Here is a 26102-nt window from a genome sequence, read left to right on the forward strand (position 1 = left end):
GGTGTTCCGTTGAGCAGCATTTTTTGCTAGTTGGTTAGGCAACGTTCGTTTGCGTACAAATTTTATTGAAACTGACGATCATCCGACGATTACAAGCTTCTACTTGTGCTTGATCTTCTTCTTCATAACTTGAAACGACGATCAACGCCGTATTTACGTATAGTTTTTCCACCACACCAATCACAGGCTTGCTCGCCCCGACAGGTTGGCAGACATATTTTTCACCGATCGTAATATTCTCCATATCCTCACCTCAACCGTTTTCTTTCTTAAAGATATAATAACAAAAAAGCATCAAATTGAAAACGTTTTATTTCAATTCATCACGCATTTGTCACCAAGAAATGACAGTTTCGTTCGTTGAAACGCACTGGTTTGTTCGTGCCACTCCTTAAAAAGCATTTTATACTAAAGAAAATCAAAAGGAGATGAGCCAAATGCCAATTATTCAAACCTGTATCTTTGGACTATTGTCTGCTGCGTTGCTTTGGGGATTAAAAGAAGACCGCTGATTTATTGGCCCAACGATCTAGTAGCACAACAAATACGAAAATAAAACAACGCCTTGAGCCAATCAGACTGGCTCAAGGCGTTTCTTTATCGAATTATAGACGTTCGTTCAATTCTTTTGCAAGATCTTCAAAACCTGGTTTGCCAAGTAAGGCGAACATATTTTTTTTGTACGCTTCAACTCCTGGTTGGTCAAATGGGTTCACGCCATTTAAGTAGCCAGAAATACCCACAGCGATCTCAAAGAAGTACATGGTGTAACCTAACGTGTATGCATCCATTGTAGGAATTTTTACTAACAGATTTGGTACATCCCCATCTGTATGTGCAAGTAATGTTCCTTCAAAGGCTTTCGTATTAACAAAATCAACTTCTTTTCCTTCTAAGTAGCCAAGACCATCAAGATCTGCTTCTTGTGTAGGGATCGCAATTGATTTGCGTGGTTTTTCAACTTTAACAACTGTTTCAAAGATATTGCGACGGCCTTCTTGGATGTATTGACCAAGAGAATGCAAGTCTGTCGAGAAGTTTGCACTTGAAGGATAGATCCCTTTTTGGTCTTTTCCTTCAGACTCGCCGAATAATTGTTTCCACCATTCTGAGAAGTATTGCATGCCTGGTTCGTAGTTGATCAGCAATTCGGTTACTTTGCCTTTACGATAAAGGATGTTACGCATTGCTGCATATTGATACGCTTCATTTTTTTCAAGGTTGTCACTTGCGTAAGCATCGCTAGCATCTGCTGCCCCTTGCATCAAGGCATCGATATCCGCTCCGCTGGCAGCGATTGGTAATAAACCAACAGCAGTCAATACAGAGAAACGGCCGCCGACGTCATCTGGAATCACAAAGGTTTCCCAGTTTTCAGCATCTGCTTCAACTTTTACTGCACCTTTCGCTTTATCCGTTGTTGCGTAGATGCGTTTGTTGGCTTCTTCTTTGCCGTATTTTTCAATCAAACGTTCTTTGAAAACACGAAAAGCGATCGCTGGCTCAGTAGTTGTTCCTGATTTTGAGATCACATTCACAGAGAAGTCACGGTCACCGATGATTTCGATCAAATCTGCTAAGTATGTTGAAGAAATCGAATTACCTGCAAAAAAGATTTGTGGTGCTTTGCGTTCTTCATTTGGTAGCAAGTTAAAGAAAGAATGATTTAAGAAATCAATCGCTGCTTTCGCTCCTAAATAAGATCCGCCGATCCCGATCACGACTAATACTTCAGAATCAGATTGAATTTTTTCAGCCGCTTTTTTGATGCGCGCAAATTCATCTTTGTCATAGTTTTTAGGAAGGTCGATCCAACCTAAAAAGTCGCTACCAGCACCTGTTCCTTCGCGTAATTGTTTGTCTGCTGCTGTAACTTGACTTTGCATGTAGCTCAATTCGTATTCGTTCACGAATGGTGCTACTTTCGAATAGTCAAACTTGATGTGTGACATGATTTGTCCTCCTTGAAAAAATAGTTTTTCATACACTACCTACTTTACGTTTTTTTTCAACTTTTTTCAAGTAATTCCTGATAGGTAGCCTATTGGGTGATTTTAGACAAGTCCTTGAGCAAACATTGCTTTAGCAACTTTTTCAAAGCCTGCGACGTTCGCACCTAACATAAAATTATTTTTTTGTTCGAAGGTTTCAGCAGTATCACGGCATGCTTCATAGATCGACTTCATGATATCGTCCAATTTGGCATCGACTTCAGCTTTTTCCCATTGCAGTCGTTGGGAGTTTTGACTCATTTCTAACGCAGAAACGGCTACGCCGCCAGCATTGGCTGCTTTTCCTGGGCAGTAGAAAATTCCTTCTTCAATAAAATATTCTGCTGCTTCTAATGAGCTAGGCATATTCGCGCCTTCAGAAACGACCCGGACACCATTGGCTTTTGCACGTTTGGCTTGTGAGAGATCAATCTCGTTTTGGGTCGCGCAAGGAAAGGCTAATTCCGCTGGTGTATCAAAATCCCAGACAGATGCCCCTTCATGATATTCGGCTGATGGACGTTCCTTGGCGTAAGCCGTCAACCGTTCACGCTTCACTTCTTTGATCTCTTTTAACAAGGCCAGATCAATGCCGTCTTTATCATAGATAAAACCAGAGGAATCAGAACACGTGACAGGGATCGCACCTAATTCTTGCAATTTCTCAATTGCATAGATCGCAACATTGCCGCTTCCAGAAACGATCGCTTTTTTGCCTGCAAAGGTTTCACCTAGGTCTGTCAATAAATGCTTAACGAAATAAACGGCGCCATAACCCGTTGCTTCTGTGCGGTTTTTACTGCCCCAGAAGTCTAATGGCTTACCAGTTAAAATACCAGCATCGTATTGTTTCAATCGTTTGTAGGCACCAAACAAATAGCCGATTTCTCGGCCTCCGACACCAATGTCGCCAGCAGGAACATCTAAGTCAGGTCCGATATGTTTTGACAGCTCCGTCATAAAGCTTTGGCAAAAACGCATCACTTCGGCATCTGATTTTCCTTTTGGATCAAAATCACTTCCGCCTTTGCCGCCGCCGATCGGCAGACCTGTCAAGCTGTTTTTGAAGATTTGCTCAAACGCCAAAAACTTCAAGATACTCAAGTTTACACTTGGGTGAAAACGCAAGCCGCCTTTGTAAGGCCCCATTGCCGAGTTGAATTGAATCCGATAGCCACGGTTTACTTGCCAGTTGCCTTGATCATCTTGCCACGGGACTCTGAATTGGATAAAACGTTCTGGTTCAGTTAAGAGTGCAAGGATATTTGATTCAATATATTCTGGATGCTCCTCTAAAAAGGGAACGATCGTAGGCAAAAATTCATCAATTGCTTGAAGAAATTCCGGTTGGTGTTGGTCTTTCTCATGAATCTTCGCTTGAATTTCTTTCACGTAAGCTGAAGCTTTGGTCATAGTGCATTACCTCCTTTAAGATATTTTCTATTTTAAAGAAATTTTCTGAAATTGCACGCTTTTTTTTAGAATTGTCAGAATTTTTTATTATTCGAAAAAAATCGACCAATCCTTTCAGCACTCATAGCCGATGTGTTACAATCCCAAAGAGGTGAAAAGAATGGAAAAAACCTATGATGTCATTGTTGTTGGTGCAGGTACGAGCGGCATGATGGCTGCGATCACTGCTGCCAAACAAGGTGCGCGGGTGTTATTAATCGAAAAAAACAAAAAAATCGGCAAGAAATTATTGATGACTGGCGGCGGACGCTGCAATGTAACCAATAATCGGCCGGTAGATGATTTAGTTGCTCATATTCCAGGAAACGGCAAGTTTTTGTATAGCACGTTTTCTCAATTCAATAATTATGATGTAATGGCGTTTTTCGCAGACTTAGGTGTCGTCTTAAAAGAAGAAGATCACGGACGGATGTTCCCTGTGACGAACAAATCAAAAACCATCGTCGAAGCGTTGCTTCAAGCAATCAACGATCATCACGTCACCCTATTGACGAACACGGTCGTCACAAAGCTGATCCATGACGGTATTCAAATTCGCGGCGTGCGAACCGAAACCGATGAGTTCTCTGCCCCTAGTGTGATTTTGACGACAGGTGGCCGCACCTATCCTTCCACGGGCGCAACGGGGGACGGCTATAAGATGGCAAAAAAAGTCGGCCATACCATTACGCCACTTTATCCAACCGAATCGCCGCTTGTTTCAGAAGACTCCTTTATTCAAGAGCGGACGTTGCAAGGCATTTCCTTGCAAGACATCACGTTGAGTGTCTTGGATCAAAAAGGAAAGCCCATCGTCGCCCATACCATGGATCTTTTGTTTACCCACTTTGGGTTATCTGGTCCAGCTGCTTTACGCTGTTCCTCTTTTGTAAATCAAGAATTGAAAAAGCAACAACCCGTGACGGTTGTTCTGGATTGTCTGCCAGCAAAATCCCATGAAGCCTTGACCCAGGAATTGATTCAGTCTGCAGCTTCGAAGAAACAATTGCCGAATGCTTTAGCTGGCTTTTTGCCTGAGCGCTTGATGACCTTCTTTTTGCAGCAGCTAGACCTGCATGAGCTGGTTGCTGAAAAAGCCTCACCAGAACAGTTGGCGGCGCTCGCTTCCTTGATCAAAGGCTTTTCAGTCACTATCGTTCGCACGTTCCCGTTAGAAAAGTCTTTCGTGACTGGTGGCGGGGTCCATCTGAAAGAAATCAATCCAAAAACCATGGAGAGCAAGAAAATCAACGGCTTGTATTTTGCTGGTGAATTATTGGATATCAATGGGTATACAGGTGGTTTCAACATTACAGCAGCGTTTTGTACTGGACATGTTTCAGGGAAAAACGCAGCAGAAACAGCTAGTTATTTCAGTTATTGATCGATGACTCAGGTGTTTGCAGCAATATCCTTGCCGTTGCTACCAACACCTGGGTCTCCTCTCTTTTTGCTTATTAGTTGGGTTTTTCTCAAAGTAGGCGTAGACTAAAGATAGCAAGATCGAGGGAGGGTTTTTAATGAAACGAATTTCAAGAGGTAAATTTGAACGAATGCAAAAACTTTCAAATGAGGATGGTGTGATTGCCGCACTAGCGATCGACCAACGTGGTTCCATGAAAAAAATGATGAAGGCGGCAACTGGACCGGATGACTTTACGATGGAACACATTTATGAATTCAAGCAGTTGGTTTCCCAAGAATTGACCAAATATGTCAGCAGTATTTTGTTAGATGAGGAATATGGCTTCTTAGGGATCGAAGCAAAGAATCCCAATGCTGGCTTGATCCTTTCCTATGAAAAAACAGGGTATGATGTCAATACGCCGGGTCGTTTGCCAGAAATTCTACCCAATGAATCGCTGCAGCGCTTAGTGAAAAAAGGGGCAGATGCTGCAAAAGTCTTGGTTTATTATAATCCAGATGAACCGCAAGAGATTTTAGATACCAAACATGCGTTTTTAGAACGTTTAGGTACGGAGGCACAAGCGGCCGATATTCCGTTATTTGTAGAGCCAATCGTTTACGACGATGAGATCACAGATGACAAATCACCTGCTTTTGCCAAGATCAAACCGAGCAAGGTCATCCGAACCATTCAGGAACTGACGAAAGATCACTACCATATCGATATTTTGAAAGTCGAAGTACCGGTTCAGTTCGACTTAGTTGAAGGTTTCCAAAAAGAAGGCTTAGAGGCCGTCTATACGCAAGAAGAAGCCGCCAATTACTTCAAAGAAGCTAGTGATGCTGCGACGCGACCATTTATCTATTTGAGTGCGGGTGTCCCAGCGAATGTCTTTCGCGATGAATTGACCTTTGCTGGTCAACACGGTGCTAAATTCTCAGGGATCTTAGGTGGACGAGCAACTTGGCGCGATAGTGTGGAAATCTATGGGAAGCAAGGCGCCAAAGCATTACTGGAATGGCTGGACACCCAAGGGAAAGAAAATGTTGAAGAATTAAACGCCATTCTAAAACAATATGCCACTCCGTGGTTTGACTTTTATGGTGGTTTAGAAAATATTGAGGTTTTCGATATTGAAGTAATGGAATAAAATAGTACAAAATAATCCCCGTGAACGGCATTTCAAGATGGTTCACGGGGATTTTTTATTCGTGTTCAGGTGCCAACAAATCGGCAAAGACCGCCCTAGTCAATTGTTGCAACGCTTGTGGGGCAAGCCCCATCTGCAACCCGCGCTTTCCTGCAGAAACCACGATTTCTTCCAGTGTCTGCGCCCCACGATCAATATAAGTAGGAAAGAGCTTTTTCATCCCGATCGGCGAACAGCCGCCGCGAATATAGCCAGTCGTTTCTTCTAAATCTCTCAGATGCAGCATCTCTACTTTTTTGTTTCCACTGACTTTGGCTAACTTTTTCAGATCCACTTCTCTGTTTCCAGGAATCACAGCCACCAGCGGACCTGTTTTGTTGCCCACTGCCACCAGCGTTTTGTAGATGGCTTGCGGGCGTGCTAGTTGCGCAGCGACGGATTGCGCATCGAGATGGTCTTCCGACCACTCATAGGTGTATTCGTTATAAGCGATTTTCTGTTGTTCTACTTGACGGATCGCATTGGTTTTTTGTTTCTTCTTCGCCATTTTATCCCTCTTTTGTTTTGGTTTCTTTTAAGAGAAGGCCTTGGCTGGTCTTACTCATTGAGTGAAAATTCTTGTAAGTAGTTGGTCATTCGTTCGATCGGTATTTGTCCAGGTGCTGAAGCACCTTGCAACGAAGCAAAAGTAAAGACCGAACCAGTCAATGCCCCACTAACCCGGCTGATTTTCCCCAGCTCCCCCATCGACATGATCGCCAACGGCAGTTGGTTGAAGCCACGAGCTTTAGTAATGATCCCCATCAAACGTAAAACATCTTGGACTTGCTTGGGCATCATCGCTAACTTGCCAACATCGGCACCAAATTGATTCATTACGCCGATCTTTAAAATCAACACAGCATCTTCTGGCGTTTTCTCAAAATCATGATTGCTCAATATCAGCTTTACCTGTGCCTTTTTGATTTCTTGAATAAAGGCTCGACCTAAAAATTCAGCTTTCTCTAATTCGACATCGATCCAATCGATCAAGCCTGAATCAGCAGCAGCTAAACACAATTCTTTGTACTGGGTCAATGTGAACGGCCGCTCGCCCCCTTCTTCCAAGGTTCGAAAAGTGAAGAGCAGCTCTTTGTGCTTTAATGTCGTGCGAATATGTGATAACGCATCTAAGACCGCTTGCTGGTCTTCGACATGTTTGTAATGATCAACACGCCATTCGACGATCTGTGCCTCTGATTCCTCAGCAGCAATGGCTTGTTTCAAGATCTCTTCATTGGTTTTCCCAATCAATGGCACACAAATCAACGGTGTTTTCCCGTCTAACGTTACTGGTTTTGATCGGCTCATCTACTTCACTCCTTTTTCATTTGATAAAAGAATACTTTCAGATAGTTCCCTTCGGAAAAATGCTTATCTACCGCAAAATCAGCTGGTAGACGATAACTTTGAATACATTCATAAGCAACGTGTGCTTTCTCTAAGGATGCTTCGATCATTTCTTGAAACTTCCTCGGTGAAAGATTGGCCGCATTCGTTGAGGCGATCAACAAGCCATCCGGCGCTAAAATCGCCAAACTATCAGTGACTAAGTCGCCATAATTTTTCGCAACCGAGAAGACCTTTTTCTTGTTGCGGGCAAAACTCGGCGGATCTAAAACGATCACATCAAAGCGCAAGTCTTTTTTGCTGGCATAATTGAAGTAATTAAAAACATCCATGACATGGATACGCTGGGTATCTGGATCAATGCCGTTGACTGCAAATTGTTCGCGGGTCTTTTCTAGACTGCGTTTTGCCAAATCGACACTCGTTGTTTGAGCAGCGCCACCGACAGCAGCAGCGACAGAAAACGCCCCCGTATAACTGAACATATTTAAAACCGTCTTGCCAGCTGCCAAGCCATCAACAAGTTGCCCACGAACTTCTTTTTGATCCAAAAAGATGCCCGTCATTAGTCCTTCGTTCAAATACGTCGCATACGTGACGCCATTTTCCTTCACCAGTAAGGGTTCAGGTGCCGTTTTTCCATAGACCCATGCTGATTCAGGCAGTTCAGACGTAAAGCGGATTTTTTCATAAGCCCCTTTGATCTCGGGAAATATTTGACGAAAAGCCGCCACGATCGCTTTTTTATGTTGATAAAGGGTGGCATTGTACCAAGAAAAAACGACATACTCGCCATACAAATCTACGGTAAGTCCCCCCAATTGATCCCCCTCGCCATTAAACAGACGAAAGGCATCTGTCAGGTCATCTTGATAGTAAGCACTACGCTTGCCTTTTGCTTTCGCAAAGCGTTGCGCAAAGAATGCTTGGTCGATCACTGTTTCTTCAAAGGATACGACCCATCCGATCCCTTTATTTTGTTCCCCAAGATAGCCGACACCTAAGAAATGGTTGGCCTGATCAATAAAGGTGACCCACTCCTTCGTCTCGATTGCTTGTTGAAGATCTTCTCGTTGGATCAACGGATTCTTTTTGCGAAGCTTCGCTGATCCTTGCTTCGTTAGTTTTATTTTCATGTTCATCTGCTCCATTCATTCTCCTTTTTAGTATAGCAAAAAGCGACTGTATTGTCTGTATCCTTGAAAGTAAAGAAATACTTAATTCCGCGTCATGACAAGGAATTCATTTGACACGTCTTTCACAGCCTAGTAAAATGTACTGTGATGTAAAATCGTAATTTACCGGTTATACTGGAAAAAGAGAGGACGATTCCTTTGAAAAAAAATAAAGTATCCACCTTTGTGAATACAAGAATGGGCTTTTTTTTCCTATTAGCCCTATTATTTTGGCTAAAAAATATCTTTGCCTATATGGTGGACTTCCACCTAGGTATTGAAAGCAGCATTCAGTACTTCATCTTATTCATCAATCCGATCGCAACGACTTTGTTGTTGCTGTCGATCGCATTGTACGTAAGAAGAACCAAAGCAGCTTATATCACGATGCTTGTGATCTATTTCTTGATGACTCTGCTGTTGTTCTCTAATGTTTCGTACTATCGAGAATTCACTGACTTTATCACCATCAACACGATGCTCGGTGTAGGAAAAGTAGCAAGTGGTCTAGGAGAAAGCGCAATTCGCTTGTTCCGTCCCTACGATGTGTTGTACTTCATTGACTTTATCGTGCTGATTGCAGCCTTTTCAATGAAAAAAATCAAAATGGACACTCGTCCTGTGCGGGCACGGATGGCTTTTGCGATCTCAACCTTAGCTGTCATGGTCTTTTCTGCCAATCTTTTCTTAGCAGAAGCGGATCGTCCTGAACTGCTTACTCGAACGTTTTCTCGTGACTATTTAGTGAAATACCTTGGGATCAACGCCTTTACGGTTTATGATGGGGTACAAACTTATCAAGCTTCGCAAGTACGTGCCGAAGCGAGTCCCAACGACATGAACGAAGTAGAGAGCTATGTTAAAGAACATTACGCAGAACCAAATGATGATCTGTTCGGTATCGCAAAAGGCAAGAATGTCATTTATATTCACTTAGAAAGTGTTCAGCAATTCTTGATCGATTATAAATTGAAAGATGAAGATGGCGTGGAACATGAAGTCATGCCGTTTATCAATAGTTTATACCATAGCGATAGTACCTTTAGTTTTGATAATTTCTTCCACCAAGTAAAAGCTGGGAAGACCAGTGATGCCGAAACATTATTCGAAAATTCCCTGTTTGGATTGAATCAAGGAGCGTTATTCACTCAACTGGGTGGGAAAAATACCTTTGAGGCAGCTCCAGATATTTTAGGTCAAACGCAAGGCTATACCAGTGCGGTTTTCCACGGAAATACCGGTACCTTCTGGAACCGAAATGAAACCTACAAACGGTTTGGCTATGATTATTTCTTCGACGCATCTTATTATGATGTCAATGATGAAAATTCATTCCAATACGGCCTACATGACAAACCATTCTTTGAACAATCGGTACAATACTTAGAACGTCTGCAACAACCGTTCTATTCAAAATTCATTGCGGTTTCTAACCACTACCCATATTCTGAATTTACCAATGAAGAAGGCGGCTTCCCGCTAGCGAACACTTCTGATCAAACGATCAATGGCTATTTCGCAACCGCGAATTATTTGGATAAAGCCGTGGAAGAGTTCTTCAATTACTTGAAAGAAAGTGGCTTATACGAAAATTCAGTCATCGTTTTATATGGTGACCATTACGGAATTTCCAATTCTCGTAACCGTAACTTAACAGAATTGCTTGGAAAAACAAGTTCTACATGGACAAACTTTGACAATGCCTCGTTACAACGTGTGCCTTATATGATTCATATTCCAGGACAATCAAACGGCGGCATCAATCATACGTATGGTGGCCAAGTCGATGCCTTGCCAACCCTATTGCACTTACTGGGTGTGGATACATCAAACTATATCCAATTAGGACAAGATTTATTCTCTGATCAAAACGAACAACTGGTTGCTTTCCGCGATGGCGACTTTGTGACACCAGACTACACCTACTACAGCAGTACATTGTATGACAATCGTACCGGCATGCCGATCAACGATCCATCCGATGAATTGCAAGCCAAAGTCGATGAATGGAAAGCCAAAGTCGACAAGCAGCTTTCGGTTTCTGATCAGATCAATAATGGTGACCTTTTACGATTCTACGCGAAAAGCGGTCTAGAAGAAGTTGATCCTTCGACCTATAACTACAAAGACGCCCTTCAGCAAATGATGGACATTGAAAAGAATCTAGGCAGTGATTCAACTAGTGCCTTTTCTCAAAATGGCAATCAATCGACCGTCGATCTGTATCAAACAAAAACCTTCCAAGAATACCAGCAGATGACGGAACAAGATAGCGGAGAATAACCTATAAGTACTACAAGATCGATCCAGCAAGGCGGATGCTTTGCTGGATTTTTTTCGGCTGTTTTGTTCGTAAAAACCCGATTTTTTCTATTGCTTTTTTAGCTTCGATATTTTACTACAAGAACTTCATACTTTATTCAAACTCCCCTTTTATACTATGAAATAGGATGAGGTGAACTAGATGAAAACTATACATTTTGCGATTGCCAGCATATTTTATCATAAAAAAGCCATGGTCCTTTATACGCTTGTATCCTTCTTTGCCGTGATTGGCTTGATCGTGACCTTCGCTTTGATCTACTCAATGGATCAAGTAATCGCTCAAACCAGAGATCTCTTAACAACAGAAGATTTGCAAACGAAAGTAGCGGAAGAGATCCAACCAGTCACGACGATCTATCATCAACTGTTCTATTTGATTTTTAGTGCCTTTACACTGGTCTTTATCGGCTTTCAAGTTTATTACCAATTATCGAAACGCTCAGAATACACTGCCTGGTTAGCAAGCGGTGCCACCACCAGACAATGGGTGGCGATGCAGTTGCTTGAAATGCTCTTGCCGCTTTTAGCAGCTGCCGTGATCGCCTTTGTGTTATTGCTGCTCTTCCAGCCTTATTTCCAGCGAGAATTGCTTAGCGGGCATATCATCGCTCTTGATCGTGAGCGTGCTTCGGATCACTTTTGGGAGGCTGTTCAAAGTCTTCCCGGTCAAGAATTCGCCATTACGATCCCGCAAAACAGTCAAATTATGGTCCAAAATGTTGACTTGAACAGCACCACTTGGCTGGCTATTTTATTTGAAAGTACGCGCCACACACTTATCGTATTGCTTGCCGCTGTTACCAGCTTTACTGGTCTGATTGCTAGCGGACATAGTCTGTATTGGAGGAAAAAACAATGGAAAAACCAACTCAGCTAACGAAATCAATTGGTTTCTTTTATGTTGCGAAAGACAATGAAACAAAAACATCTGAATTAAGTTTGCTGCTTTCACAAAAAAAAGCAATCTTGATTCGCGCACAGTGGCCCTCCGTCCCCTTTTTATCGGTCATGGACAATGTATCTCTTGCAAATAAAAAGGGGGGCGATTTAGAGGATGTGCTGCCTTATGTACAGCTTCCCTTATCGGCTTTGAAAAAAGATCGAACAGAGTTAACACCCTTTGAGGAGCTCAAAATTCAACTGCTCTTAGCTTTGCTTTCAGAAAGACAAACCCTTTTAATCGAAAATGTCTTGAGCACATTAACAACGAAAGAGGTTCAAACCCTGTTGCCCTTGTGTCAAGAAATCGCCGAACAATTTGCTGTTGCCATCTATTTGATTCATGAAGACGAATGCTTTGCCCATACCCCTTATACTACTTATCTATAGTTTACATAGCCCCCAAACAAGAAGGCTTGCTTGCAAAAGCAGGTCTTTTTGTTTGGGCTGCTGCCACTGAACCGCAAAAAAATCGACCGGCTAAGCGAATTGCTGCCGGTCGATTGCTATTCTTCATTTAAGTCGATATCAGGAAAAGAGATTTTAAACGTCGTGCCCTTGCCAAGTTCACTTTCTACACTGATCTTTCCTTTGTGCAGGCGTACGAGCTGTTCAACAATCGATAGGCCCAAACCTGATTCACCAAATTGACGGTTTTTACGGGAAGGATCGACTTTGTAGTAACGATCCCAAATATTCTTGACTTGTTCTTCAGACATGCCGATTCCCGTATCACTGATCTCAATGATCGTTTCCAAGTAGCCTTTTTCGATTCGAACCCGAATTTCTCCATCTTCCGTAAACTGGATCGCATTTTGTAAAATATTGACCATGATTTGGACGAAACGATCGTAGTCGGCATAGACGTCAATTGGCTCTGTTGTTTCTAAAATCAACACATCTTTGGCGATTTCTGCCTTGCTCTCAAGTTGCGTCAGCAGATTTTTGATGGTTTGCGTTGCATCGAATTTTTTGATGACCATCGAGATTTGATTGGTTCGGATTTTCTCGTAGTCAAGGTTTTCGTTGACTAACCGAATCAAGCGATTGGTTTCATTTTTCATCAAGCGGATCGCATTGTCCTTTTGATTTTCAGGAATCGCGTTGTACTCTAACCCTTCCAATAAGCCATTGATGGTCGTCAAAGGCGTGCGCATCTCATGAGAAGCGTCTGCCATAAATTGCCGACGACGTTCTTCTTGTCGTTCAATTTCCTCTTGCGACTCTTTTAAGGATTTCGTCATTAAATTAAAATCTTCGGCTAACTCATCAAATTCATCCCGATTATGCACTGGCAAGAAGATATCAAAATTGCCATTGGTGATCTCCTTGGTTGCTCGTTTCATGCGATTGATCCGCCTTACTTGGAACGTAGCAAATAGGTAACTGATCAATAAGGAAACGACGATCGAGATCAAACATACTTTAAACAAGTTTTGGTTAAAAGCACTGACAAGATTCAAGATGCTGCTTGCCGATTGTGAAACCACCATCACCCCGTAAAAATCCGTTCGATTGACAGAAAAAGGAATCAAAACATAGGAAGTCAGTTCTTTTTCCCCATATAGATTCGTGGGTGATGTCAATTGCAGACGCGCCCCGTTTTCTAAGGATTGCCAGTCTTTTTCAGAAATTGGAAAATCCACCGCACGAGTCGTATCTAATGGATAAATAATGTCATCGGGGCTTTTAAAGAAAGCAAAAGAAATGTCTTGGTTGCTCAAAATATTTTCAGCCAAATGCAGAGAATATTGCAGATAGCCATCTCGCGTCATATTTTGCTGCAAATATTCTGAATCGCTGATTTGCGAAATCGTCGCGACCGACGAAGCATACCCCATTAACTGCTCATAATTTCGTTCTTGTAATGTTTGGCGCGTCATTTGTGTAAACGCAATACCAATCGTCATCAAAATCACGAAGATCACAACAAAAAACGCAATCAGCTGTTGATACAAGTAGCGCATTAAGCAGCACCTGCATCGTCAAATTTATACCCCACACCCCAGACGGTTTGAATGATCTGAGGTCCCACTTTTTCTATTTTTTGTCTTAGTTTTTTGATGTGCGCATCAACCGTCCGTTCATCACCAAAATATTGGTAATCCCAAACTAGTTCTAACAATTGCTCTCGTGAAAAGACTTGCCGCGGTTTTTTCGCTAACGTATAAAGCAAATCAAATTCCTTCGGCGTCAACCCATCGATGGGTTTGCCATTTAAATAGGCTTCCCGTGTTTTTGTGTTCATTTTGAAATGATCGGTCACAACATCAAAAGTTGCATCGGAAGCTTCAGGCGTTGTTTTTTCAACCAATTCACTGCGGCGGTGTAAGGCTTTGATCCGCGCGATCAAGGTCAGTGGACTAAATGGTTTCGTCACATAGTCATCTGCCCCCATCTCCAACCCGATGACTTGGTCGCTTTCTGAATCACGAGCCGTCAACATAATAATAGGTACTGTACTGGAGATTTTGCGAATTTCGCGCGCCACCATCATGCCATCCATGGAAGGAAGGTTCAAGTCAAGGGTGATCATGTCCCATTTGTCTGGTTCAGCAGCAAAGGCTTCCAGTCCTTCTTTGCCGTCGTACTTAAAAGCCGCTTCCCATCCTTCATTCAAGAAAAACATTTGCATCATTTCAGAAACAGATTCGTTGTCTTCAATCATTAATATATTCATTTTCTTCACCTCTATGTTCTTTATCAAATCGTTGCAGATTCTCTTCGATCAGGCCAAAGATCGGCACGATGAACCAAGGGATCGCGATCATTTCAACTAGGAAAAAATTGGTCCATTCTTGCCATTTCAAGACAAACCCAATGAGAGCCATGATTCCGCCAAAAAGCAGAAAATAACGGGCGCATAGTTTCTGAGCATGCCGCCAGTTGCGTTCATTTTGTTTTGCTAAATAGGAACGGTAGCCATAAATAAGGTTCATTTTTTTTGATGGAAAAAGAAAAAAAGTGAGACCAATCAAGAAAAAAATGATGCCAATTACTAAAAAAATCATCGTTTCACTCCATTCTTCCTATAGTATACTCGAATTTCTTTCTTCTACCAACAACTTCACCGATTATTCATAAAGGTTTGCCTTTTTTTCAATCTTTGATAAGATTGTGAGTGGACTATGACTATAAACCTTAGGAGTAAGATACATGACCTATAAAGCATTAACTTTTTTTGATCTTGACGGTACGCTTTTAGATGAACACTCGCAAATCACATCCGAAATCGCTGAAGCGATGGCGATGTTGCGAAAAAACCAAGTACTGCCGATCATTGCAACGGGAAGAACCGAACCTGAAGTTACCGCCATTCGTGAAGCAGCTGGGATCACCTCGAACATCGTTATGAACGGTGCCTTTATCCGTATTGACGGCAAAGAAGTTTTTTCCGATACCCTTGAACCCGAACTTTGCGCACGGATGTTCCAAGCAGTGAAAGACAATGGCGATGAACTGTGTTATTACAATGAGAAAGGCTATTGGGCGACTGGACATACTGAGGAAATGATTGGTGCGTACAACTACGTCCGCAGTCCTTTACCAGAAATCGATCCTCTGCATTATGAAACAGATCGGACCAATATGTTGTTGGTTTTAGGTGTCGGCAACGATGCTTATTATCATGAGCGTTTTCCAGAATTAACTTTTTATCGTAATACCCCCTTTTCCATCGATGTCGTAAAATCTGGCACCTCTAAAGGGACGGGCGTAAAAACCTTGGTAGAATTGTTGGGTCTAGAAGATGTACCTACCTTCGGCTTTGGTGACGGCAGCAACGACTTCGCTCTTTTAGAAGCCTGCGACCACAAAATTGCAATGGGAAATGGAATTCAAGAGTTGAAAGAGTTGGCAGACTTCGTGACCCTGAAAAATACCGAAGGCGGGATCGTGCACGCCCTGAAACACTTTGACTTAATCTGATTCTTTGCATACAGGCAAAACTATGGTATACTAATGAATGGTAGCGATACCCCTTTTATCAAGGGGATGTTACGGATTCGACAGGCATAGTTGAGCCTGAATTGCGCTTCGTAGGTTACGTCTACGTTAAAACGTTACAGTTAAATATAACTGCTAAAAACGAAAACTCTTACGCTTTAGCTGCCTAAAAACAGTTAGCGTAGATCCTCTCGGCATCGCCCATGTGCTCGAGTAAGGGTCCTATTCTAAGTGGGATACGTTTTATCTTTCCGTCTGTAAGATAAAAAAGAGATCATCAGACTAGCGATACAGACTGCCTGTCACTCGGCAAGCTGTAAAGCGAACCTTCAAATGAGTTGACTATGAGCGTAGATTTTTAGGTAGCAATATGTTTGGACGCGGGTTCGACTCCCGCCATCTCCATAAAGAAAAATCGATTAGATTTTCGTAGTTTTTCCTAAGTGTTCAAAACCTTGATTTAAAGAGGTTTTGAACACTTTTTTTGTATTTTCGGATTCGCAATGTTTTTCGTAGTTTTTCTTATTTGGTAGTCATTTGGTAGTCAAATGGTGGTCAAATTTTATCTTCGCATCGATGTGCTTTTCCTCGCTTTTCTTAGATTGTATTTCTTATACCGATTGAACCTAAATTAATTGTTCAAGTGAAGTCAGATGCTTTTTTAAGCAATCAATGCTCTTCAATGGCGTACCTTCTCACCAAATTGTATACGAATCTCTTTTTTGCGAGTTTTTCTTGGGCTGATTTTTTTACTCTATTTTTGATTTAAGGCTTTTTACTCCTTAGTATCTTTAGATACACTTTTTTTCCACTCCTGTTTTGTGTTCTCAACGGCTTTCTTTGCTTCTAAAATAGTTATTTTCCCTGCCTCATCGCATGAAATTTTTTGAAGATGTTTCTTTTCATCAAAGCTTGATGTAAGTTTCATAATCTGCTTGATCATCAGCAATCTATGATAGTTCGTTGCTGGCTTGATATGACTCTGCCTCAGTAAAAAAAGTGCTAATTAAAGTGTTTTCGATTTCTCTACAATTTCCTTTACTCGTTCACAAAAACTATCTGGATTCATTCCAGGTTCCATTTTCTCAGCCTCATCAGGAAGTAAATCATTCAGGTACAATGTAGCTTCCTTGTTTTCGGTATACATTTCCTCGTAGTGATCGACTAAATAATGTTCCAAATCTATGGAAAACATAAAAAAATTGATTTCTTCGGAAAGTCCTTTTTTAATAAAATTGAAAAATTTATCCATTCATCACACCACCTTGACTAAAGTTTATCAAAATATTACAAAGCGTTCTTTACCTTCTCCTTGAATCTTGTAAGGTCTTCTTAAAATTTAGCATGTTCCTTCTTCTCTTTATGATCCTCAGTATCAATTTTTCTTCCAATCAAACAATTAGTGATTTATGTTCCATTCCTCTGTCCACCATAATTTTATGTACAATAATAGTACTCAACCATTGATTTATGATTGAGTGCTATTTATCTTCTATTAACTCGATTGATTTCAAATCTGATTCAGCATAGATTGCGGATCCAATTGATATTTCTTCTTCTCCAGAAACAGAGGTATACCCATCAGTTTTAATCGCTTATTTTCATCTGTATAGAATCTACCCGTCTGTTATGCCTCGCAGAAACGACACAACGCTTAGAATCGTACGTGATCAAATGATAATCGCCTTCCCTTCTTTCTTATCCTTTGATATGATGTTTGCATCAAACGAAGGACGTGATTAGATGAAACTAACCTTATTGGCACCCTCTTTTTCTGTCATCCAAGTAGAGCGTATTGATCCTTCGATACTGAAGATCGTTCCTCTATTTTTTGCCCATACGTCAGAAGAACTTTCTTTGGTGTTACCAACGGCAAAGGTTCCAGCTGAAACACTAAACAGAGAAGATGGATGGAAAGCGATGAAAATAATTGGTGTGCTGGATTTTAGCTTAATTGGCATTATTGCAAAAATCTCTTCCCTTCTAGCCGAGGAGTCAATCAGTATTTTTGCTGTTTCTACCTTCAATACTGATTATATTTTAATCAAGGAGCATCAGATAGAACAAGCTCGTACTGTTTTAACCGCCAATGATTATTCCTTTGTCAATTGAGAAAAACTTGTTCTTCCTTACGACAAGTTACTCTCGCTCGCTTTTTGAAATACAAAAGAACGACTGAACCAAAGAAGTTCAGTCGTTCTTTTGTATTTCACTTGTCGTTTAACAAAGATAAGAGTACTGGGTATCCCAAATAAAAGACTTCCCCAAGCTTTCATTTGCCCCAGTACTCTTCATTGCTCGTTGTTAAGATAATCATAATACAAAAATGATTTTTATTCAATAACTATGCTTTAAAAATAAACAAAATGCTATTTTGTGACAATTTATAGGGGTTTCACTTCATTTCTAGCTAATATTCCCAATATCTGTTTATATTCTAAATCGTTACGTGAAGCATCAGTTGATGAGATGCGATCCCTTCGATAGCGATCCTCCTTCTTTTAAAGTTTTGAATTTGAGGAAATTCAGCCTTGTCAATCTCGCCTTCCCATGCTACCATGGTTATGCAAACGTTAACATTAAAATGCACACGTGAACATTAATTTGAGGAGGATTTTTAATGGCAAAAATTACAGATGTACAAACAGCGTATTATCGGATACCTCTTCCAGAAATCATGGAAGATGCGAAGCACGGCTTACACACCCACTTTGAAGTGCCTATCGTCAAGATCGTTACTGATGATGGACGTGAAGGGGTCGGCTATACGTATACTGGTGGCTTCTGTGGCGAATCGATCGCCAAACTGATCGATAAAGAACTAAAAGCGATCCTTTTAGGGAAAGATCCAGCATGTGTGGAAGCCTTGTGGGATCAGATGAACTGGGGCATCCACTATGTTGCCAGAGGCGGTTTAGCAAGTTTCGCCATTGCGGCTTGTGATATCGCCTTGTGGGACTTACGTGCGAAAAAAGCACAAGAACCCCTCTACAAACTTTTAGGCGGCGCAAGCAACAAAGTAAAATGCTATGGTGGTGCGATTGATCTAAACTTTCCTCTTGAAAAACTCTTAGCCAATAATCAAAAATATTTAGACATGGGATTAAAAGCGGTCAAAATCAAATTGGGACAAAAAACACTTGCCGAAGATATTGCTCGAATAAAAGCGGTCAGAGAATTGATTGGTCCTGAGGTTGTCTTTATGGTGGATGCCAACATGAGCTGGTCTGTTGAAAAAGCGATCAAAGCCGCCAAACTGATGGCGCCTTATGACATTTTGTTCCTTGAAGAACCAACGATCCCCGAAGATTACGAAGGCTACGCTCGTATCGCTAAAGAAGGGCAAATTGCGGTGGCAGGCGGAGAAAACTTACGCACCCCTATCGAATTTGCTCATATGATCAAATATGGCAATGTCGATTTTCCGCAACCCGACGCTTCCAATTGCGGGGGGATCACCGGCTGGTTGAAAATTGCTGCCTTAACACAAACAAGTAACTTATCTGTTTCTACACATGGCATGCAAGAATTGCACGTTAGTCTACTAGCAGCGATGCCTAATGCTGGGTATCTCGAAATGCACAGTTTCCCAATCGATCAATACACCACGAGACCGTTAGTGATCGATCCATCCGATGGCTGTGCGATTGCCCCAGAAGAACCAGGGATTGGCGTCACCTTTGACTGGGAGAAACTTGCTCCTCATAAGCAACCCTTTTAACTGAAAACCCACGCTGATTTCCTTTAGGATGAGGAAATCAACGTGGGTTTTTATTACAGAATCAATGGTTTTTCTTCAAATTGAAGCCACCGTTCATCAATCAGGGAACGATACCAAGCGGCTGATTTTTTTAATGACCGAGTCCGTTCTTCATTTAGCTCGATTCGTACGAGACCATAGCGGTTTTTGAACGCATTCATAGGTGAAACGCAATCGGTAAATGCCCAAAGCATATAGCCTTCGCAGTTGGCGCCTTCCTCGACGGCTTTTAGCAGCCAGTAAAGATGTTCGGTAATAAACTGAATCCGATAATCATCTTGGACTTGACCTGTGGCATCCATATACTGTTCTTCATTTTCCCGCCCCATACCATTTTCAGTGATCAGCCATGGAATATTGCCATAATTCTCTTTAAGATAATTGGCCATATCGTACATGACCTTCGGATAGATTTCCCAGCCACGGGAGTTATTCATTTGTTTTCCTGGCAAATCAAAGGTCTCATAAAACATTTCTGGATGAAATGGTGTATCCGAATGCCATTGATATCGTGGTGCCCGCACGCGTTTCGGGTAGTACTGATTGACACCTAAGAAATCCACCGTATGGGTGCGGATCGTTTCCAAATCTTCTTCTGTCGGATCAAAGTAGATGTCATAGGTTTGGCAAAGTGTGATAAGTTCATCTGGATAATGCCCCTTGACCATTGGATCAAAAAAGATTCGGTTGAAAAAAAGATCGTACATTTTTTGCGCGTTTTGATCCTCTGGTGAGGAAGAGCGTGCGTAAACCATTTCTGGATTTAGCACACAACCGATGCGCCCCTCATAGCCTTTTTCATGATAGACAGCCACCGCTTGGGCGGATGCCAATACTTTGTGATAATTCCAAAGCATCCATTTTTTTGTGTTTTGCTCATGGGGCCAGCGGATCGCATCGAGATAGCAACGAGTCTGAATAACGATCGGCTCATTGAAGGTAAACCACTGTTTGACTCGATCACCGTAACGCTCGAAGGCGATTTCGGCATAACGGGTATATAGATCGACCACTTTCCGCGAGCTCCAGCCATCATAGGCATCCATCAAACTAGCTGGCAGTTCATAATGTTCCAAACAAAGCATCGGTTCGACCCCAGCCGCAAGCAATTGGTCGATAAGCTGATCAATATGAGCAGCATAATCTTCGTCAACGATCAGCTGTTCATGGTCGGTAAAGAAGCGCGCCCAGTTGATCGATGTTCGGTAATGGGTCAAATGAACCTCCTGCATCAGTTCAACATCCTCTGAAAACTTTTCCATAAAATTCGTCGCAACAGCAGGCCCGTAGCCATTATGCCAGACAAAGCGTTCTTCTTTGTACCAGCGGTCGAGATACGAATCTTGCCCTTCTTTCTTTCCTTGCCAGCCTTCTGTCTGCCAAGCAGACGAAGCAGCCCCTAAAATAAATGTTTCAGGTATTTTTACCATTTTTTTAAAACTCCTTTATGCAACTTCATTGGTCGTACGATTCATTACCAAAACAAAAGGTAGATAGATCAAAATCGCCACGACAATACAGATAACTTGCGTGATCACAGCCCCGATATCCCCAGCAGTAGCTAGATAAGCATTGACGATCGGTGGCATCGGCCATGGGACCATTACCACGGCTTTAGCGGCAAAGCCTAGACTTGTCGCCACGTACCCAATCGTTCCTGTTACTAACGGTGTCAGGATAAAGGGAATCGCCAAAATGGGATTCAGCATAATTGGCATTCCGAAGATCACTGGCTCATTGATATTGAAAATCCCAGGTGCTAATGACAATTTAGTGATTTGGCGCATGTCCTCCCGCTTGCCGACGATCAAAATCGCAATCAGCAACCCAATCGTAACCCCAGAGCCGCCCATACTCATATACATATCCCAAAACGGCATCGTAATAATATTGGGTACTTCTTTTCCAGCTTCAAAAGCTTCCGTATTGACAGCGATCGCTGCCAGCAACAATGGTTCGCGAATGGGTTTGACCATCTGGTTCCCATGAATCCCGATGACCCAAAAAACTTGTGCGATAAACATCAACAACAAGATACCTGGTAATCCTTGGACGATCCCTTCCAGTGGTCGTTGGACGACATTGTAGATGATATCGTAAGCATACATCCCTGTGAGTGCTTTGATAGCAAAACCAGCGGTGGCGATGATGGTCACGGTGAAAATCGTTGGAAACAATGCCGAAAAACTTGCCGAAACATTCCCTGGAACACTATCAGGCATCGTGATCTGCAGCCGTTTTTGTCTTCCTAACCACGCATAAAGCTCGATGGAAACGATCGCAACGAACATGCCTAAAAATAGGCCTTTCGTGTCAGTATATTGCTTAGCCAGCACGTTTTCGGCAACCACCGTCGCATCTTCGTGCAAAAATTCAAAGATCATTGGATTAACAGAAAGATAAGACATCACTGCGATGATTCCTGGAAAGACCCCAGAAATCTTATTTAATTTTGCTAGCTCAATCCCAATCAGAAACACTGCATAGATCGTTAAGAAACTCAACGTCACATAACTGACCGCAGATGAGATCGGTTTTAAACTTTCTAAAAAGCGCAGTGCCTCGATTTGTGCCAATCCATTTTCAGCATCAAAAACCATTGCTGAAAACAATGTACCAAACGCCCCTGTAATGATTACTGGAATCAAAGCAGCAAAGGCATTTTTAATGACCATGATGTAGCGTAAATTATTGATCCTATTGGCAAACTTTCCTAAAACGTCAGCGAGTCGATCCATAAATCCTTGCATAAAACTCCCTCCTATACCCCTATTCTTCAATTGTTAGAAAACGATTACATTACAAATGTAATTCATTTCCTGAAGAATGTAAACGCAGGAAAAGCCTTCAAAACAGGGTATGTAAAGCTCCACGTTTACATACTTCGTTTTATCACTTATTATTATTTTGAGGTGAAGCAAATGGCGAACTACCATGACATCGCTGCCGATTTACGGAGCAAAATCAATCACGGGTTTTACGAAGAAGAGAAAAAATTGCCGAAGCAATCCGAACTGGCTGCGGATTATCAAACGAGCCGCGTGACGATTCAAAAAGCATTGAATATTTTACAAATGGAAGGCATTATTTACGGTAAAAAAGGCACGGGTACGTTTATCAGTGATTCCTATTCAACCTTCGATTACAACGCCAAGATCAATCGTGGCCTGACCAAGCGCCTTGGAGAGACAGGAAAAATCACCAGCAAGATCATTTCTTTTGCCATTCTTTTTCCCGATGAGAAAGAACAAGAAAAACTAAAAATTCGCAGTGACCAGCAAATTTATGATATCGTTCGTTTGCGCCTGTTTGACGATATACCCGTGGTTTTAGAATATACCATCATGCCGCTTCATGTCATTCCTGGCATTACCGAAGAAGTCTTATCCTCTTCCGTCTATAGCTACATCACGAACCAACTCCACTCCTCGATTGGAACATCTGTCCGTCGTATCAAAGCGGATCGTGCAGACACCTATGACCAGCAATACTTAGCTTGTGCTGCCACCGATCCCATTTTAGAAGTTGAGCAAACGGTTTACCTCGGCGATGGGACGCCTTTTGAATTTTCACAATCACGGCACCGCTATGATATGGGGGATTTTATTGTTGTAAATAATTAATACGCTGCGGATCAAGTGCCTCTAAGTGAGGAGCGATACGCAGCGCATTTTACTTAAAAATATTGCTGATAGACTGTTTGACCAATTTCTCTTAGCCAACTGATCCCTTGACCACTACCGGTTTTATCATAGGAAAATGCCGCAATGATGATCGTCGTTTCATTGGCTTGTAAATACGCTACATCGTGTTCGATGCGGTCAAGACGGCCTGTCTTATTAAAAATGCGGCAAGCAGGATACGCAGTTTCCGCAAAATTTCCCGCTAATCCTTCTTGAAATTGCTGCTGATTTAAGGGTGAAAATCCTAGTGCAGCTTCTTCTCGTTTAACACACCTTAGTAGTAGTTTGGCAGCCGCCGCGGGGGTCAAGCGGTTCTCTTTGTCTTTGGTCGGTCGCATCATATACCGTTCAAATTGAATCTCTGGCTCCTGAATCCAGGCCTGAAGCGTGGTCAACCCTACTAAGTCCAATAGTACATTGGTCGCAGTATTATCAGATACGGCGATCATCGCCGTGAGAAGTTCACTGATGGTCCAACCTTTCTTCTGAGGAAAAAGACGGATCACCCCAGCACCCCCTGTCAGATCAACGGCGTTCACACCGATCAGCTGTTGCGGATCGATTTTTTCTTCGATAATCTGTTCAAGATAATACGCGTACAAAACAAGCTTACTGATACTCGCTGCCGAAAACGACTTTTGACTCTGATAGTCAATGAGACATTCCGTTGGCGTACCGATCCATAAACCCATTTCCAAGGTTGTCTGATAGTTTTTTAGAATAGGCTCAATTGCTACACGCAAGTCATCTTTTCCCATCAAATGCCCCTTTCCTTACGTTCATGAAAAGAATGTTCATGAGCATTCCTGTGATTCATTCGGCTGTTTTTGCCAATAACGCGCCACAACTGCGAGCTCTGGTTCATAATTAGAGCCAGTGATTTTGGTTTTCATGACCCGCGATCCGGGTGTTCTTGAATGAATCATTTCATCATCTCCCAAGTACAGCCCAACATGATGGACTTCGCCTTTTCCTTCTTCATAAGCAAACAGCAGCAGGTCCCCTGGTTGTGCCTGACTGTAAGGTACGGTGTTTGCTTGTTGTGCTTGCTCGATCGTATCACGGGGGATCAAAATACCATGAAGTCGATGCAGCGAATACATGAATCCAGAACAATCAAAGCCACTGCCGCTAATGCCTGCCCAGACATAGGGCTGGTTTATAAATTGTTCGGCTAAAGCAACCATTTTTTCTGGGAGCTTTGCCCATGTATCCGATAGGTCGTGTGCAAAAGCTTTAGCAATCGTTGCTAGTCCATTAGGCGTAGCCACTTGATAGGAATCTGCGGTTTCCCCAACAAGTGGTAAAACTGTTCCAAAAGAAACGAGTCGTGTGGTCGAGTCAAAAACAAGCACGGCTTCTTTTGCAATCACACCAATCCTTCTTTTAGCTGTTGCATAATCTGGTGGCAATGGCTTCAATACCTCGTTCGGCAGATAACCGGGATACCCGAGTGGGTGTTTATTGCTTATTTGATCCAAGACGATCACATGGGACCAACCATCCGTTTGGGCGATGACTTCTACTATCGTCCCATATAATACTTCGGAGTCCACTAAGCTTTCCTGGTAAAGCCGCATCGTATCTTCATCAGTCAAAAAAGTGTGCAGCGCTTCTAAAGGAAATGCTTTGATTTTTGCTAGTACTTTGTTTTCTTTGGGTTCCTTCCATAAGAAGGAAGAGCCAGCCTGAACAATTTGTTTCATCTTTGCTCCTCTCATAACTGTTTATTCGTTGATTCCTAGCCCGATGCGTTCGGTGACGCTCAAGCTTCCTGGACGCTGAAGAATCCCTTGTGTTTCAGGGGAAGTCGTTTGGGTCTCCCACATAAAAGGAACATCCAGATCATAAAATTGGACATCAGCCATCCCCAAAGCAAAATGGGCGGCTGCCGCCATTCCCCCATACCCTTCAATCATCGAACCGACCATCACCGGCACTTGATGCTCTTTTGCCAAGTGATAAATTTTTTGTCCCTCTTTGATCCCGCCGCTTTTCATCAATTTAATGTTCAAATAATTGCAGCAGTTTTCAGCAATCAAACGCTTGGCATCCTCATAGGAAAAAAGACTTTCATCGGCCATGATTGGAATCGTCGTACGAGCAGTCACATAGCTGAGTCCAGCAAAATCATGGGCTTTTACTGGCTGTTCAACAAACTCGATCGGAATGTCTTGCCATTGGTCTAAAATCTGCACCGCTTCTTCTTTGGTCCAGCCTTGATTCGCATCGATTCGAAAGGGGATCTTTCCTGCCAAGCTTTCATTGATGCGGCGAATTTTCGCAACTTCCTCTTCGATCGTTCCTGCCCCTAGTTTGATTTTCAAGGAGCGAAATCCCGCCTGGACTTTCGCTTGGGCATCATGCAGCATCTGCTCCTGTGAGCCAACACTGATCGTATAGTCGGTTGTCAGTGTATTGGCAGAACCACCTAAATAGCGATAAAGAGGCAAGTTTGCCGCTTTTGCCAGTGCATCATGCATCGCGATATCAATCGCCGCTTTTGGGCTCGTATGATGCTGGATCAACGCATGAAGCTCATCCATTACTAGCAATTGGGCATCTACCTTTTTGCCTAACAGGAACGGGGCAAAGACCGTTTCGATATCTTTTAAAATACTTTCTTTTGTATCACCGGTGATCACTTCGGTAGGTGCTGCTTCTCCGATGCCAACGATCCCATTATCAAAAAAAAGCAGCACTCGAATCACTTCGACGGCGTGCACCTCTCTGAGGGCCGTTTTAAACGGTGCATTCAGCTGGATCGGAATTCGTTTGGTTTCAACTGCTGTGATTTTCATTGGTGTTCCTCCCAAAAAGAAAAACAGTTCTTATCTAGCTAAAATGAATACGTCATTGTTCGCTGCTAGAAAAAGAACTGCTTT

General features: G+C 42.3%; 25 protein-coding genes and 1 other RNA gene. 10 read left to right on the plus strand and 16 right to left on the minus strand.

The window, feature by feature from the left end; genetic code table 11:
* Window positions 1-34: 34 nt before the first annotated feature.
* From IGJ44_RS11735 to gdhA, 3 genes are all read right to left on the minus strand, one after another.
* Window positions 35-244, minus strand: coding sequence for a hypothetical protein (locus IGJ44_RS11735; protein ID WP_005229136.1), 210 nt, complete (start codon window positions 242-244; stop codon window positions 35-37).
* A 361-nt stretch (window positions 245-605) separates the two neighbouring features.
* Entirely contained in the window at window positions 606-1952 is a 1347-nt protein-coding gene (locus IGJ44_RS11740) for a glucose-6-phosphate isomerase (protein WP_060792517.1), read from the minus strand.
* A gap of 102 nt (window positions 1953-2054) precedes the next feature.
* Window positions 2055-3404, minus strand: coding sequence for an NADP-specific glutamate dehydrogenase (gene gdhA / locus IGJ44_RS11745; RefSeq protein WP_005229132.1), 1350 nt, complete (start codon window positions 3402-3404; stop codon window positions 2055-2057).
* 160 nt (window positions 3405-3564) lie between these two features.
* Between gdhA and IGJ44_RS11750 the strand changes: the two genes are divergently transcribed.
* Together IGJ44_RS11750 and IGJ44_RS11755 are read left to right on the plus strand one after the other, a co-directional pair.
* Window positions 3565-4827: an NAD(P)/FAD-dependent oxidoreductase gene (locus IGJ44_RS11750; RefSeq protein WP_060792518.1), complete on the plus strand. Its 1263-nt coding sequence runs from the start codon at window positions 3565-3567 to the stop codon at window positions 4825-4827.
* Between the two features lie 136 nt (window positions 4828-4963).
* Window positions 4964-6001, plus strand: coding sequence for a tagatose 1,6-diphosphate aldolase (locus IGJ44_RS11755; RefSeq protein ID WP_005237193.1), 1038 nt, complete (start codon window positions 4964-4966; stop codon window positions 5999-6001).
* A 55-nt stretch (window positions 6002-6056) separates the two neighbouring features.
* On the opposite strand, the gene ybaK is transcribed toward IGJ44_RS11755, so the two are convergent.
* The 3 genes from ybaK to IGJ44_RS11770 are packed head-to-tail and all read right to left on the minus strand — an operon-like array spanning window position 6057 to window position 8526.
* On the minus strand, window positions 6057-6548 hold the full coding sequence (gene ybaK, locus IGJ44_RS11760) for a Cys-tRNA(Pro) deacylase (protein ID WP_016608676.1): 492 nt from the start codon (window positions 6546-6548) through the stop codon (window positions 6057-6059).
* A 50-nt stretch (window positions 6549-6598) separates the two neighbouring features.
* Window positions 6599-7351: a type I 3-dehydroquinate dehydratase gene (gene aroD, locus IGJ44_RS11765; protein ID WP_016608677.1), complete on the minus strand. Its 753-nt coding sequence runs from the start codon at window positions 7349-7351 to the stop codon at window positions 6599-6601.
* Between the two features lie 5 nt (window positions 7352-7356).
* Window positions 7357-8526: a class I SAM-dependent rRNA methyltransferase gene (locus tag IGJ44_RS11770; RefSeq protein WP_060792547.1), complete on the minus strand. Its 1170-nt coding sequence runs from the start codon at window positions 8524-8526 to the stop codon at window positions 7357-7359.
* A gap of 237 nt (window positions 8527-8763) precedes the next feature.
* Between IGJ44_RS11770 and IGJ44_RS11775 the strand changes: the two genes are divergently transcribed.
* From IGJ44_RS11775 to IGJ44_RS11785, 3 genes are all read left to right on the plus strand, one after another.
* Window positions 8764-10848, plus strand: coding sequence for an LTA synthase family protein (locus IGJ44_RS11775; RefSeq protein ID WP_270267309.1), 2085 nt, complete (start codon window positions 8764-8766; stop codon window positions 10846-10848).
* Between the two features lie 181 nt (window positions 10849-11029).
* Window positions 11030-11767 carry an FtsX-like permease family protein gene (locus IGJ44_RS11780; protein WP_060792520.1) on the plus strand — a complete coding sequence of 246 codons (738 nt, stop codon included), beginning with the start codon at window positions 11030-11032 and terminating at the stop codon, window positions 11765-11767.
* Complete coding sequence (locus IGJ44_RS11785) at window positions 11746-12219, plus strand: hypothetical protein (RefSeq protein ID WP_060792521.1); 474 nt, start codon at window positions 11746-11748, stop codon at window positions 12217-12219. Before IGJ44_RS11780 ends, IGJ44_RS11785 begins: the two co-directional genes overlap by 22 nt.
* Before the next feature lie 116 nt (window positions 12220-12335).
* Here IGJ44_RS11785 and IGJ44_RS11790 read toward each other — a convergent pair whose 3' ends face one another.
* The 3 genes from IGJ44_RS11790 to IGJ44_RS11800 are packed head-to-tail and all read right to left on the minus strand — an operon-like array spanning window position 12336 to window position 14840.
* Window positions 12336-13796 (minus strand): sensor histidine kinase, encoded by a 1461-nt coding sequence (locus tag IGJ44_RS11790; protein ID WP_005229120.1) that lies wholly within the window; start codon window positions 13794-13796, stop codon window positions 12336-12338.
* On the minus strand, window positions 13796-14509 hold the full coding sequence (locus IGJ44_RS11795; protein WP_010749704.1) for a response regulator transcription factor: 714 nt from the start codon (window positions 14507-14509) through the stop codon (window positions 13796-13798). Before IGJ44_RS11795 ends, IGJ44_RS11790 begins: the two co-directional genes overlap by 1 nt.
* Window positions 14490-14840 carry an SdpI family protein gene (locus IGJ44_RS11800; RefSeq protein WP_010749705.1) on the minus strand — a complete coding sequence of 117 codons (351 nt, stop codon included), beginning with the start codon at window positions 14838-14840 and terminating at the stop codon, window positions 14490-14492. The genes IGJ44_RS11795 and IGJ44_RS11800 overlap by 20 nt, the downstream gene beginning before the upstream one ends.
* Before the next feature lie 145 nt (window positions 14841-14985).
* Between IGJ44_RS11800 and IGJ44_RS11805 the strand changes: the two genes are divergently transcribed.
* Complete coding sequence (locus IGJ44_RS11805) at window positions 14986-15756, plus strand: Cof-type HAD-IIB family hydrolase (protein WP_005231883.1); 771 nt, start codon at window positions 14986-14988, stop codon at window positions 15754-15756.
* 62 nt (window positions 15757-15818) lie between these two features.
* Window positions 15819-16182: a transfer-messenger RNA gene (gene ssrA / locus IGJ44_RS11810) on the plus strand.
* A 367-nt stretch (window positions 16183-16549) separates the two neighbouring features.
* Here the strand turns inward: ssrA and IGJ44_RS11815 are convergent.
* On the minus strand, window positions 16550-16717 hold the full coding sequence (locus IGJ44_RS11815) for a 3-oxoacid CoA-transferase (protein ID WP_074536009.1): 168 nt from the start codon (window positions 16715-16717) through the stop codon (window positions 16550-16552).
* A 63-nt stretch (window positions 16718-16780) separates the two neighbouring features.
* Entirely contained in the window at window positions 16781-17026 is a 246-nt protein-coding gene (locus IGJ44_RS11820) for a nitrogenase subunit molybdenum-iron protein alpha (RefSeq protein WP_074536011.1), read from the minus strand.
* A 491-nt stretch (window positions 17027-17517) separates the two neighbouring features.
* On the opposite strand from IGJ44_RS11820, the gene IGJ44_RS11825 reads away from it, so the two are divergent.
* Window positions 17518-17886, plus strand: coding sequence for an ACT domain-containing protein (locus IGJ44_RS11825; RefSeq protein ID WP_074536013.1), 369 nt, complete (start codon window positions 17518-17520; stop codon window positions 17884-17886).
* A 508-nt stretch (window positions 17887-18394) separates the two neighbouring features.
* The gene (locus tag IGJ44_RS11830; protein WP_074536015.1) at window positions 18395-19495 is read left to right on the plus strand and encodes a mandelate racemase/muconate lactonizing enzyme family protein; all 1101 of its coding nucleotides are present in this window, start codon (window positions 18395-18397) and stop codon (window positions 19493-19495) included.
* Window positions 19496-19548: 53 nt separating this feature from the next.
* On the opposite strand, the gene IGJ44_RS11835 is transcribed toward IGJ44_RS11830, so the two are convergent.
* Window positions 19549-20964, minus strand: a complete 1416-nt coding sequence (locus IGJ44_RS11835; protein ID WP_074536017.1) for a glycoside hydrolase family 1 protein — start codon at window positions 20962-20964, stop codon at window positions 19549-19551.
* A gap of 15 nt (window positions 20965-20979) precedes the next feature.
* Window positions 20980-22284: a PTS sugar transporter subunit IIC gene (locus IGJ44_RS11840; protein ID WP_015510115.1), complete on the minus strand. Its 1305-nt coding sequence runs from the start codon at window positions 22282-22284 to the stop codon at window positions 20980-20982.
* A gap of 171 nt (window positions 22285-22455) precedes the next feature.
* Between IGJ44_RS11840 and IGJ44_RS11845 the strand changes: the two genes are divergently transcribed.
* Window positions 22456-23157, plus strand: coding sequence for a GntR family transcriptional regulator (locus tag IGJ44_RS11845; RefSeq protein WP_074536019.1), 702 nt, complete (start codon window positions 22456-22458; stop codon window positions 23155-23157).
* 53 nt (window positions 23158-23210) lie between these two features.
* On the opposite strand, the gene IGJ44_RS11850 is transcribed toward IGJ44_RS11845, so the two are convergent.
* From IGJ44_RS11850 to IGJ44_RS11860, 3 genes are read right to left on the minus strand one after another with little or no spacing between them, the layout of a single operon-like run.
* Complete coding sequence (locus tag IGJ44_RS11850) at window positions 23211-23975, minus strand: serine hydrolase (protein WP_074536021.1); 765 nt, start codon at window positions 23973-23975, stop codon at window positions 23211-23213.
* Between the two features lie 36 nt (window positions 23976-24011).
* Complete coding sequence (locus tag IGJ44_RS11855; protein ID WP_074536023.1) at window positions 24012-24923, minus strand: C40 family peptidase; 912 nt, start codon at window positions 24921-24923, stop codon at window positions 24012-24014.
* 21 nt (window positions 24924-24944) lie between these two features.
* A complete protein-coding gene (locus IGJ44_RS11860) occupies window positions 24945-26018 on the minus strand; it encodes a dipeptide epimerase (protein ID WP_167826982.1) in 1074 nt (357 codons plus the stop codon).
* Between the last annotated feature and the right edge of the window lie 84 nt (window positions 26019-26102).

The sequence above is a fragment of the Enterococcus sp. DIV1368d genome (genome assembly GCF_050542975.1).
Lineage (GTDB): Bacteria > Bacillota > Bacilli > Lactobacillales > Enterococcaceae > Enterococcus_D > Enterococcus_D casseliflavus.

Bases quoted from the DNA above. Each gene is read 5' to 3' on its own strand.
- IGJ44_RS11825 (WP_074536013.1), top strand. From the start codon at position 17,518: ATGAAACTAACCTTATTGGCACCCTCTTTTTCTGTCATCCAAGTAGAG.
- IGJ44_RS11840 (WP_015510115.1), bottom strand. From the start codon at position 22,284: ATGCAAGGATTTATGGATCGACTCGCTGACGTTTTAGGAAAGTTTGCC.
- IGJ44_RS11805 (WP_005231883.1), top strand. From the start codon at position 14,986: ATGACCTATAAAGCATTAACTTTTTTTGATCTTGACGGTACGCTTTTA.
- aroD (WP_016608677.1), bottom strand. From the start codon at position 7,351: ATGAGCCGATCAAAACCAGTAACGTTAGACGGGAAAACACCGTTGATT.
- IGJ44_RS11785 (WP_060792521.1), top strand. From the start codon at position 11,746: ATGGAAAAACCAACTCAGCTAACGAAATCAATTGGTTTCTTTTATGTT.
- IGJ44_RS11755 (WP_005237193.1), top strand. From the start codon at position 4,964: ATGAAACGAATTTCAAGAGGTAAATTTGAACGAATGCAAAAACTTTCA.
- IGJ44_RS11740 (WP_060792517.1), bottom strand. From the start codon at position 1,952: ATGTCACACATCAAGTTTGACTATTCGAAAGTAGCACCATTCGTGAAC.
- IGJ44_RS11800 (WP_010749705.1), bottom strand. From the start codon at position 14,840: ATGATTTTTTTAGTAATTGGCATCATTTTTTTCTTGATTGGTCTCACT.
- IGJ44_RS11790 (WP_005229120.1), bottom strand. From the start codon at position 13,796: ATGCGCTACTTGTATCAACAGCTGATTGCGTTTTTTGTTGTGATCTTC.
- IGJ44_RS11735 (WP_005229136.1), bottom strand. From the start codon at position 244: ATGGAGAATATTACGATCGGTGAAAAATATGTCTGCCAACCTGTCGGG.
- IGJ44_RS11770 (WP_060792547.1), bottom strand. From the start codon at position 8,526: ATGAAAATAAAACTAACGAAGCAAGGATCAGCGAAGCTTCGCAAAAAG.
- IGJ44_RS11780 (WP_060792520.1), top strand. From the start codon at position 11,030: ATGAAAACTATACATTTTGCGATTGCCAGCATATTTTATCATAAAAAA.
- IGJ44_RS11850 (WP_074536021.1), bottom strand. From the start codon at position 23,975: ATGGGAAAAGATGACTTGCGTGTAGCAATTGAGCCTATTCTAAAAAAC.
- IGJ44_RS11855 (WP_074536023.1), bottom strand. From the start codon at position 24,923: ATGAAACAAATTGTTCAGGCTGGCTCTTCCTTCTTATGGAAGGAACCC.
- IGJ44_RS11815 (WP_074536009.1), bottom strand. From the start codon at position 16,717: ATGATCAAGCAGATTATGAAACTTACATCAAGCTTTGATGAAAAGAAA.
- IGJ44_RS11830 (WP_074536015.1), top strand. From the start codon at position 18,395: ATGGCAAAAATTACAGATGTACAAACAGCGTATTATCGGATACCTCTT.
- gdhA (WP_005229132.1), bottom strand. From the start codon at position 3,404: ATGACCAAAGCTTCAGCTTACGTGAAAGAAATTCAAGCGAAGATTCAT.
- IGJ44_RS11795 (WP_010749704.1), bottom strand. From the start codon at position 14,509: ATGAATATATTAATGATTGAAGACAACGAATCTGTTTCTGAAATGATG.
- IGJ44_RS11835 (WP_074536017.1), bottom strand. From the start codon at position 20,964: ATGGTAAAAATACCTGAAACATTTATTTTAGGGGCTGCTTCGTCTGCT.
- ybaK (WP_016608676.1), bottom strand. From the start codon at position 6,548: ATGGCGAAGAAGAAACAAAAAACCAATGCGATCCGTCAAGTAGAACAA.
- IGJ44_RS11820 (WP_074536011.1), bottom strand. From the start codon at position 17,026: ATGGATAAATTTTTCAATTTTATTAAAAAAGGACTTTCCGAAGAAATC.
- IGJ44_RS11775 (WP_270267309.1), top strand. From the start codon at position 8,764: ATGGGCTTTTTTTTCCTATTAGCCCTATTATTTTGGCTAAAAAATATC.
- IGJ44_RS11860 (WP_167826982.1), bottom strand. From the start codon at position 26,018: ATGAAAATCACAGCAGTTGAAACCAAACGAATTCCGATCCAGCTGAAT.
- IGJ44_RS11750 (WP_060792518.1), top strand. From the start codon at position 3,565: ATGGAAAAAACCTATGATGTCATTGTTGTTGGTGCAGGTACGAGCGGC.
- IGJ44_RS11845 (WP_074536019.1), top strand. From the start codon at position 22,456: ATGGCGAACTACCATGACATCGCTGCCGATTTACGGAGCAAAATCAAT.